This is a genomic window from Schwartzia sp. (in: firmicutes), from assembly GCF_978017985.1.
Window position 1 is genome coordinate 1 of record NZ_CDXDFU010000020.1, and the last position, 8,833, is coordinate 8,833.

Here is an 8,833-nt window from a genome sequence, read left to right on the forward strand (position 1 = left end):
TAGTATTTCAGCTTAATTCCCAATGCTTTCCATGTGTCATAATCAACATCTTGATACGGATGATATTTTTTAGACGCAAAACCGAAAAGCCAATGTCCCGAAGGATATGTCGGAATGTGTGCCTGATATACCTTTGCTACAGGGAAAGAAGTAACAATCTGCTTATGCGCTCTCTGCATTGCATAAGCATCGTTCGCATAAAACGGACTCTCATGCTGATTTACCATGATGCCGTCCTCTTTAAGTGCCCGATAGCAGTTCCCGTAGAACTCGCGGGTAAAGAGTCCTTCACCCGGTCCGAAGGGATCTGTCGAATCCACGATAATCAAATCGTACTCATCTTCATGATGGCGGATAAATTTAAGTCCATCTTCAAAATAAGTATGCACACGCGGGTCATCTAATTTGCCTGCAGTCTGCGGCAAAAACTTTTTGCATGCCGTAACTACATCCTCATCAATTTCGACCAAATCTACAGATTTGACGGAATCGTATTTAACAAGCTCACGGACAGTACCGCCGTCGCCACCGCCGATTACCAGTATGTTTTGCGGATTTGGATGAACACACATAGGTACATGAACAATCATTTCATGATACATAAATTCATCCTTTTCGGTCAGCATTACATACCCGTCAAGAGCCAGTACACGCCCGAATTCCTCAGAATCAAAAATATCAATCCTCTGAAATTCGCTCTTTGCGGTGTATAACTGTTTGTCGACCTTAATAGAAAGCCGAACATTTTCCGTATGATTCTCGGTAAACCAAAGGTCCATTATTTACCGCTTCCTTCCATAACATTGAGATATTCAATATTCATATCTTCCGGACCGGTCATAGAGCAGCCTTTTTTCTTGGCATAACGGATATATTCCAAAATCTGCGATGTTATAAGCTCGCCCGGAGCAAGAATCGGTATTCCCGGCGGATAGCACATAACGAACTCGCTGCAGATTTTTCCTGCTGTCTCAGCAATCGGCAGAGAACGCTTTGGAGCATAAAAAGCCTCCTGCGGCGGACAGCAGACCTGCGGATTGATATATTCCGCTTCGAGCATACCGGAACGGTCCTTGCGGTAATTTCTCCGAATTTCGGAAAGCGCCGCCACAAGACGCTCGATATCCTTTAATCTGTCTCCTACCGATATATAAGCCAAAATGTTGGCAATATCGCCAAACTCCGTCTGTATATCATATTCATCCCGCAAAAGGTCATATACCTCAATGCCTGCCAGACCGACAGAGCGGGTAAATATGGACAGCTTTGTTATATCAAAGTCATAAACGGAATCTCCGTTTACCAGTTCGCGTGAATATGCATAATAATCACCGATAGCGTTAATCTCTTCACGGGCATATTCAACCATTTCAATTACCTTGTCGAATATTTCCTTTCCCCGAAGAGCGAGGTTTCTTCTCGAAATATCAAGACTTGCCATCAAAAGATACGAACCGCTTGTTGTCTGGGTGAGATTTATTACCTGATGGACATAGCCCTCCGATACATTCGGTCCCACCAGAAGCATTGAGCTCTGTGTCAAAGACCCGCCGGATTTATGCATGGAAAGAGCCGCCATATCTGCACCGACAGTCATTGCTCCGACAGGAAGCTGATCATGGAAGTAAAAATGTGTTCCATGCGCTTCATCAGCCAACAGCAGCATACCGTGCTCATGCGCAAGCTTTACAAGTGCCTCAATATTGGAGCAGATTCCGTAATATGTAGGATTATTAACCAGTATTGCCTTTGCATCAGGATTTTCCTTTACTGCCTTTTCAACAGCCTGAAAACTCATTCCCAGGGAAATTCCCAGCGTTTTGTCCATCTCAGGGTCGATATAAATCGGCGTTGCCCCACAGAGAATCAAAGCGTTGATTGCACTGCGATGAACATTTCGGGGCATGATGATTTTATCGCCGCGTTTGCAGGCTGTCAGGATCATTGTCTGAACAGCCGATGTGGTTCCTCCAATCATAAAAAAAGCGTGCGCTGCGCCAAAAGCCTCGGCTGCAAGCTGCTCCGCTTCCCTGATTACAGAAACCGGATGGCAAAGATTGTCGAGCATCTTCATCGAATTAACATCGACGGAAAGACACTTCTCCCCCAAAAACTCTGTTAACTCCGGGTTTCCCCTGCCGCGCTTATGTCCCGGTACATCAAATGGAACAAGACGCAGCCTTTTCATTTTTTCCAACGCCTCAAGAATCGGCGCACTCTCCTGGGAAAGATTTTTCATTCTCTGTTCGAATGTCTCCTTTATTGCCTGCAGGGATTCCGCCCGTCGGCAAAATCCCTGCAGCCCGTTTTTTCGTTCGTTAATATACGTTTCTTCCGCTGAAAATCTCAATCATTTCACGACGAAGGCTGTCATGAATTGCCAGTCTCGTCTTTGGCGGAATCTCATAAATATCCGTATTAAACAGATAATTTTTCAAATCCAGCTCTTTTATGAGCATTCTCGTATGGAAAAGATTTGCCTGATAGATGTTGATATCCATGGCATCATAAACATCAAGAGTCTCCTTCTTGATGTAGTCCTGAATAGAACGCATTTCATGGTCCATGAAAAGCTTTCTGCCTGTAATATCACGTGTGAAACCGCGTACACGGTAATCCATCGTTATAATATCAGAATCGAAGTTACTGATAAGGTAATCCAGCGTTTTCAGCGGAGTGATAGTTCCGCACGTTGCAACATCAATATCTACACGAAAAGTAGCGATACTGGTATCCGGGTGATATTCCGGGTACGTATGCACCGTTACATGACTTTTATCCAAATGCGCAACAACAGCATCCCGCATTGATTTCGGGAGCTTGGTTCCCTTTGTTACGGCAGCCTCTTCTGCAATAAGGAGCGTAACACTGGCACCCTGCGGGTCATAATCCTGCTTCGCAATATTCAATATCTTTGCGCCGATCATTTCGGTGACACGCGAAAGAATCTTTGTTAAACGCTCAGAGTTATACTGCGAATCAATGTATTTGATATAATCTCTTTGTTCACGCTGTGACTTTGCATAGCAAATATCATATATATTAAAGCTCAAAGATTTCGTCAGATTATTAAAGCCATAAAGTTTAAGCTTTTCTTCCAACCGACATACATCCTTTCCCATGTCAATTACAGTGCTGTCTTTACACGCCTATAATTATAAGTAAAGTAATAAGAAAACGCAACAAAAACGATGATTACATTGTATAAAAAAACCGCAATCCTTGTTAATGAAGGATTGCGGGTATAATTACGCTTTTTCGGCCCATCTCAGTTTTGTGGAATGAGCTCTGGGATTTCTAAAGCACTCTTCTTTTGACGGACGTATAACATCTTTTGAGTATTCGCTGTATATTCCCTGTCTGAAATATTCCCTGAATGCCTGCTTGACCATACGGTCCTCTCCTGAATGAAACGTGAGTATCGCGACACGTCCGCCGGGATTCAGCACATCAGGCAAATCAGATAAAAATTCATACAGCACTTCAAACTCTTTATTCACTTCAATCCGCAGTGCCTGAAAAGTCCGGGCGCAGGATTTCTTCACGGAATCCTTAAGCTCCTCCTTCGGCACCTTCGCCTGAATCAGAGCCTTCTCTACCGCTTCGAACAGCTCCTGTGTCGTTTCGATTCTCTTTCGTTTCCCAGTTCTGATTATCTGCTTTGCGATTTCATCAGCAAAGGGCTCATCAGAGTTTTCCTCAAGTATCGAGGAAATTTCATCTTTATCAAGTGTGGCCAGAAACTCCGCAGCCGACTGTCCCTTTTCTGGATTCAGACGCAAATCAAGCGGACCGTTGACCTTGTATGAAAATCCACGCTCAGGGTTATCTATCTGCATTGAGGAAACACCAAGGTCTGCCAAAATAAAATCAAACTTTCCTACCTGCTCGGACAAAGCCTTGATTTCAGAGAAATTCATCTGCTTCACCGTCAGGATTTTATCGTCATAACCCAAATCAGCCAAGCGTTTTGTGGTTTTCTTAATCTCTATCGGGTCAACATCCCCTGCATACAGATGCCCTTCGCCCTTCAGGCGTTCAAGCATACGCTGGGAATGTCCTCCATATCCCAGGGTTGCATCAAAACCTTTCATACCCGGCTTGATGTTAAGAACCTCCAGAATTTCATTCACCATAATGGGGATATGCATTCCTGCGGGAGTACTTCCCTTTTGAATGATTTTTTCGATCTCGTCTCCGTATTTTTCCGGCTGCAGTTCTTTATATTTTTCCGCAAAATGACGCGGATATTTTCCTGCATAGTGCGGACGCCGATGATGTACTCCATCACCCTTCTGCTCTGTCAAAACAAAATCAATCCTTCCACCTGATTAGAGCTTATGCCTTACCGCGGTTTCCGTACATACGGTCATAATACTGCATATATTCACCGCTTATGATATGCTGCCACCAGTCCTTGTGCGACAGATACCACTCAATCGTTTTTTGTATTCCGATTTCAAATTTTGTTTCAGGCTCCCAGCCCAATTCATCATGAATCTTTGTCGGGTCAATAGCATAGCGGCGGTCATGGCCCTTTCTGTCCTCGACAAACTCAATCAAAGACTCAGGTTTCCCAAGTGCCTTTAAGATAATCTTTACAACATCAATATTGCGTTTCTCATTGTGTCCGCCGATATTGAATAAATCCCCGGCCTTGCCCTTGCGAAGTATCAAATCAATAGCCGAACAATGATCCTCTACATAGAGCCAGTCTCTGACATTTTCTCCCGTACCGTAAACAGGAAGCTTTTTATCGTGCAGGGCATTGATAATCATCAAAGGTATCAGCTTTTCCGGGAAATGATAAGGTCCGTAGTTGTTGGAGCAGCGCGAAATGCTTGCAGGAACTCCATAAGTTCTGTGATACGACATAACAAGTAAATCCGCTGAAGCCTTTGAAGCGGAGTACGGGCTGGAGGTGTGCAGATTCGTTGTCTCCGTAAAGAACAAATCCGGACGGTCCAACGGCAGATCGCCATACACTTCATCCGTCGAAACCTGATGATAGCGCTCAATGCCGTATTTTCTGCATGCGTCAAGAAGTACGCCTGTACCCATGAAGTTTGTCTTCAAAAACTGCTCAGGATTTTCAATCGAGCGGTCAACATGGCTCTCAGCCGCAAAATTTACGATGATGTCCGGCTTCTCATTTTCGAACATTTCATAGACAGCTTGGCGGTCAGTTATATCCGCATGAATAAACTTAAACTTATCATTTTTCTGAGCCTCATCCAAGGTCTCAAGATTCCCTGCATAAGTTAAAGCATCATAGCAGATAATCGTATCTTCCAGATGTTTTTTCAGTTCATAATATACAAAATTGCTGCCGATAAATCCGGCTCCGCCTGTGACGACAATTCTCATTTCTTAGACTCCTCGTAGACAAAATTCAAATTTGTTCTCTCGCTGAGCAGTGGGGCATTTTTATCCTTATCCGACAGAACCACCGGTTCTATCTCCCAGTCAACGCCAATCTCAGGATCATTCCAGCGAATATTTCCGTCACACTCCGGCGCATAATAATTGTCAGCCTTGTACTGTACCTCGACATCATCCGTGAGAGTAATAAATCCATGTGCAAATCCCTGCGGAATATATATCTGCTTCTTGTTCTCGGCAGACAGCTTTACCCCAACCCATTTCGCGTACTGCGGAGAACCCTTTCGGATATCCACTGCCACATCAAGAATCTCACCGCGCGAACAGCGAATTAGTTTCGCCTGACACATGGGGTTCAGCTGATAGTGAAGTCCACGCAGTGTTCCTTTCTGTGCGGAATATGAATGATTGTCCTGAACAAAATCCACAAACAGGCCTGTTTCTTCCATTTTGCGCTTGGACCAGCTCTCCATGAACCAGCCGCGGGCGTCACCGAAAACCTGCGGACTCAGAACATAAACACCTTTTAAACTCGTTTCCTCTATATTCAAAACCGGATTCCTCCTCAATAGCCTTTTTCACTTATCATCTGAAGCAAGTACTGTCCGTACTCGTTTTTCTTCAAAGGTTCTGCCAGCTTTTGAACCTGCTCGGCACTTATCAATCCCATGCGATATGCAATCTCTTCAACACAGGCAATTTTAAGTCCCTGACGTGCCTGAATCGTCTGCACGAAAGCAGCTGCCTGCATCAGCGATTCATGCGTTCCCGTATCAAGCCATGCATAGCCGCGGCGCATTTTCTCGACACGGAGCTTTCCTGCATCAAGATACGCCTTGTTTACATCAGTAATTTCAAGCTCACCGCGTGCGGACGGTTTTACGGAACGTGCAATATCCACAATATCAGAATCATAAAAATAGAGTCCCGTCACCGCATAATTGGAACGCGGATTTGACGGCTTCTCTTCAAGACTCAAAGCCTTTCCGCTTTTATCAAACTCAACAACACCGTACCGCTCAGGATCAGCAACATAATATGCAAATACCGTTGCCCCGTCATCCCGTGCTGTTGCATCCTGCATAGCAGACGCCAAATCAGAACCGTAGAAAATATTATCGCCCAGAACAAGTGCACAGCCCTCACCGTTGATGAACTTCTCACCAATCAAAAATGCTTGTGCGAGACCGTCCGGACTTGGCTGAACTTCGTAGGAAACAGATATACCCCATTGACTTCCGTCTCCAAGCAAATCCTGAAAGCTCTGACTGTCCCTCGGCGTAGTAATAACCAGAACATCCTCAATACCCGCAAGCATAAGCGTTGAAAGCGGATAGTAAATCATAGGTTTATCATATACAGGCATGAGCTGTTTGGAAACAACCTTAGTCAGAGGATACAGACGCGTACCTGAACCTCCGGCTAAAATAATACCTTTTTTTATCATCACAAGACCTCCGTTACTGGCAATCTATATTACTATTCTACGAAAAGCTCATATCTCCTGCAAGTTTTAACGTAAAATGAGACTTATTCAGTGGGAGCTTCACCACACGTCAAACCCGGACAAAAAAAGAGGAGGCCTTTAAGGCCTCCAAAAATTTTACATAATGCGACGCGCACCAATGTAGCAGCTGCCCCAGTATTCGCTGTAAAGCGAATCTATTGCAACGCCACGGCTTGATGAAGCGTTGATGAAGTTTCCATCGCTAAGATAGATGCCAACATGAGATGCACCGTAATCATACGTAGAGAAGAATACTAAATCTCCTGTGCGAAGATTACTCATCGAAACCGGAGTTCCGACTTCATACTGTTCGTCAGCCATGCGCGGCAGGTAAATGCCTGCATGAGCAAAAACGTAACGAACAAATCCCGAACAGTCAAACCCGCTCGGTGAAGTACCACCGAACACATACGGAACGCCAATATAATCCATCGCAGTCTGTACGATACGACGGGAATAATAATTGGATCCGCGGCTTACTGCAGGCATGTCTTTACCCAGTAAAGCTGAGTAAGTAGCAGGCCCGACCTGACCGTCGACATTCATCCCATGTGATGCCTGAAACTCTTTTACTGCAGCAACCGTTCCCGGACCGTAGTCGCCATCGGCAACCACATCAAATCCGAGATCAGCCAAAGCACCCTGAATCTCAGCAACATCATTTCCCTGATCTCCCACGCTGAATGACTCAGCACTCGCCAAGGAAAAGCAGCACATGCAAAGCAACGAAACAAAAATGATGCGTACTGCTTTACTCAAAAAGCCACTCCTCTCTCTATTCGCCTACGAGGTTAGCTGTCGGGTTAGGGTAGAGAAGACCACCCTTGTCCTTTCTCAGAGAGAAACAAACAACATTCACCCCAAAAACCTGGTTCCCCCGCTCCTGAGCTGGATTCGGCTTTTTATACAGGCACTGTGCGATATAAGACATTACACCCATGCCCAACTCACTTTTATATAATACGACATAAAAATTAAAATTCCTTCTTTTTTATGTAAATAATTATTAATTTTTTACATATATGAAAGAATTAAAATAAACAGATGCCTGTTTATGGCAGGCATCCGGTATTTTCACGCGAGTACTCAATAAGCCGAGTTCTGTACCGCATAAGCGGCAGCAATCATTTATCTGGACTTGCAGTTACCTGCAAGCTCAAGCGACTCAACCCGGAAGGTTCCGCGGGCCGCATCATCCCTTCCCTATTTGGTCTTGCTCCGCGTGGGGTTTATCAAGCCAGCCAGTCACCTGACTGCTGGTGCGCTCTTACCGCACCTTTCCACCCTTACCGGTTGCCCGGCGGTTTTCTTTTCTATGACACTTTCCCGAAGGTCACCCTTGCTGGACGTTATCCAGCACGCTGCCCTGTGGAGCCCGGACTTTCCTCAAGTGCCTCAAGGACACCAGCGATTGCCTTTCATACTCGCAAGTATAAATTATAGCGCCTTCGTTAAAATACGGCAACAAAAATTACATAAAACTAAAAAAATCCTTCAGCATATCATCTGCAGCAACCTCTACATCCTTTCCTCCGCGCACCTTCCCAAGCTCATCACGAAGATACCCGGCCACCACAGGCACAACAGGCTGCTCCGTTGGAAAATGCCCGGCATCAATCACATGAATACCCAGCTCAACAGCACGCTGCGCATCATGATAACGCACATCCCCGGTAATATAAACATCACAACCCATAAAAGCCGCCTTCTCAATAAACTCCGCACCGCTTCCGCTGCAGAGCGCGGCCTTCTTTATCAGACGCTCACCTGCCCTCACAACACGAATCGAATCAGCCCCAAGGCCCTCCTTCACCCGTGCCGCAAACACATCCAAAGTCACAGGAGCTTCCACCGAGCCAATCCTTCCCAGACTATACACAGCTCCCTTATTTGCAAGCGGATACAAATCATACGCAGGCTCCTCGTACGGATGAGCCTTTACCA

9 protein-coding genes, 1 other RNA gene and 1 riboswitch are annotated in these 8,833 nt (G+C 45.3%); all 10 genes read right to left on the minus strand.

What is annotated here, in order from left to right; genetic code table 11:
* Positions 1-779 (minus strand): polyamine aminopropyltransferase (gene speE / locus ACY69O_RS00820; protein WP_462331576.1); only part of this gene is annotated, 779 nt, incomplete at its 3' end.
* Positions 779-2,239, minus strand: a complete 1,461-nt coding sequence (locus tag ACY69O_RS00825) for an aminotransferase class I/II-fold pyridoxal phosphate-dependent enzyme (protein WP_462331577.1) — start codon at positions 2,237-2,239, stop codon at positions 779-781. The genes ACY69O_RS00825 and speE, both read right to left, overlap by 1 nt.
* A 79-nt stretch (positions 2,240-2,318) precedes the next feature.
* Entirely contained in the window at positions 2,319-3,101 is a 783-nt protein-coding gene (gene speD / locus ACY69O_RS00830) for an adenosylmethionine decarboxylase (protein WP_462331578.1), read from the minus strand.
* A 147-nt stretch (positions 3,102-3,248) separates the two neighbouring features.
* On the minus strand, positions 3,249-4,307 hold the full coding sequence (rsmH, locus tag ACY69O_RS00835) for a 16S rRNA (cytosine(1402)-N(4))-methyltransferase RsmH (RefSeq protein WP_462331579.1): 1,059 nt from the start codon (positions 4,305-4,307) through the stop codon (positions 3,249-3,251).
* A gap of 31 nt (positions 4,308-4,338) precedes the next feature.
* Positions 4,339-5,367 (minus strand): dTDP-glucose 4,6-dehydratase, encoded by a 1,029-nt coding sequence (rfbB, locus tag ACY69O_RS00840; RefSeq protein ID WP_462331580.1) that lies wholly within the window; start codon positions 5,365-5,367, stop codon positions 4,339-4,341.
* Positions 5,364-5,933 carry a dTDP-4-dehydrorhamnose 3,5-epimerase gene (rfbC, locus tag ACY69O_RS00845; RefSeq protein ID WP_462331581.1) on the minus strand — a complete coding sequence of 190 codons (570 nt, stop codon included), beginning with the start codon at positions 5,931-5,933 and terminating at the stop codon, positions 5,364-5,366. The genes rfbB and rfbC overlap by 4 nt, the downstream gene beginning before the upstream one ends.
* Before the next feature lie 14 nt (positions 5,934-5,947).
* The gene (gene rfbA / locus ACY69O_RS00850) at positions 5,948-6,829 is read right to left on the minus strand and encodes a glucose-1-phosphate thymidylyltransferase RfbA (RefSeq protein WP_462331582.1); all 882 of its coding nucleotides are present in this window, start codon (positions 6,827-6,829) and stop codon (positions 5,948-5,950) included.
* Between the two features lie 156 nt (positions 6,830-6,985).
* Positions 6,986-7,606, minus strand: a complete 621-nt coding sequence (locus ACY69O_RS00855; RefSeq protein WP_462331584.1) for a C40 family peptidase — start codon at positions 7,604-7,606, stop codon at positions 6,986-6,988.
* Between the two features lie 47 nt (positions 7,607-7,653).
* A riboswitch (cyclic di-AMP (ydaO/yuaA leader) is annotated at positions 7,654-7,799 on the minus strand.
* A gap of 165 nt (positions 7,800-7,964) precedes the next feature.
* Positions 7,965-8,316, minus strand: an RNA gene (gene rnpB / locus ACY69O_RS00860) — RNase P RNA component class A.
* A 44-nt stretch (positions 8,317-8,360) separates the two neighbouring features.
* A partial coding sequence (locus tag ACY69O_RS00865; protein WP_462331583.1) for a Nif3-like dinuclear metal center hexameric protein occupies positions 8,361-8,833 on the minus strand: 473 nt, incomplete at its 5' end.

What these genes read in the sequence shown, in the direction of transcription:
- ACY69O_RS00825 (WP_462331577.1), bottom strand. Translation starts at nt 2,239, where the DNA reads ATGAAAAATCTTTCCCAGGAGAGTGCGCCGATTCTTGAGGCGTTGGAA.
- rfbB (WP_462331580.1), bottom strand. Translation starts at nt 5,367, where the DNA reads ATGAGAATTGTCGTCACAGGCGGAGCCGGATTTATCGGCAGCAATTTT.
- rfbA (WP_462331582.1), bottom strand. Translation starts at nt 6,829, where the DNA reads ATGATAAAAAAAGGTATTATTTTAGCCGGAGGTTCAGGTACGCGTCTG.
- ACY69O_RS00855 (WP_462331584.1), bottom strand. Translation starts at nt 7,606, where the DNA reads ATGTGCTGCTTTTCCTTGGCGAGTGCTGAGTCATTCAGCGTGGGAGAT.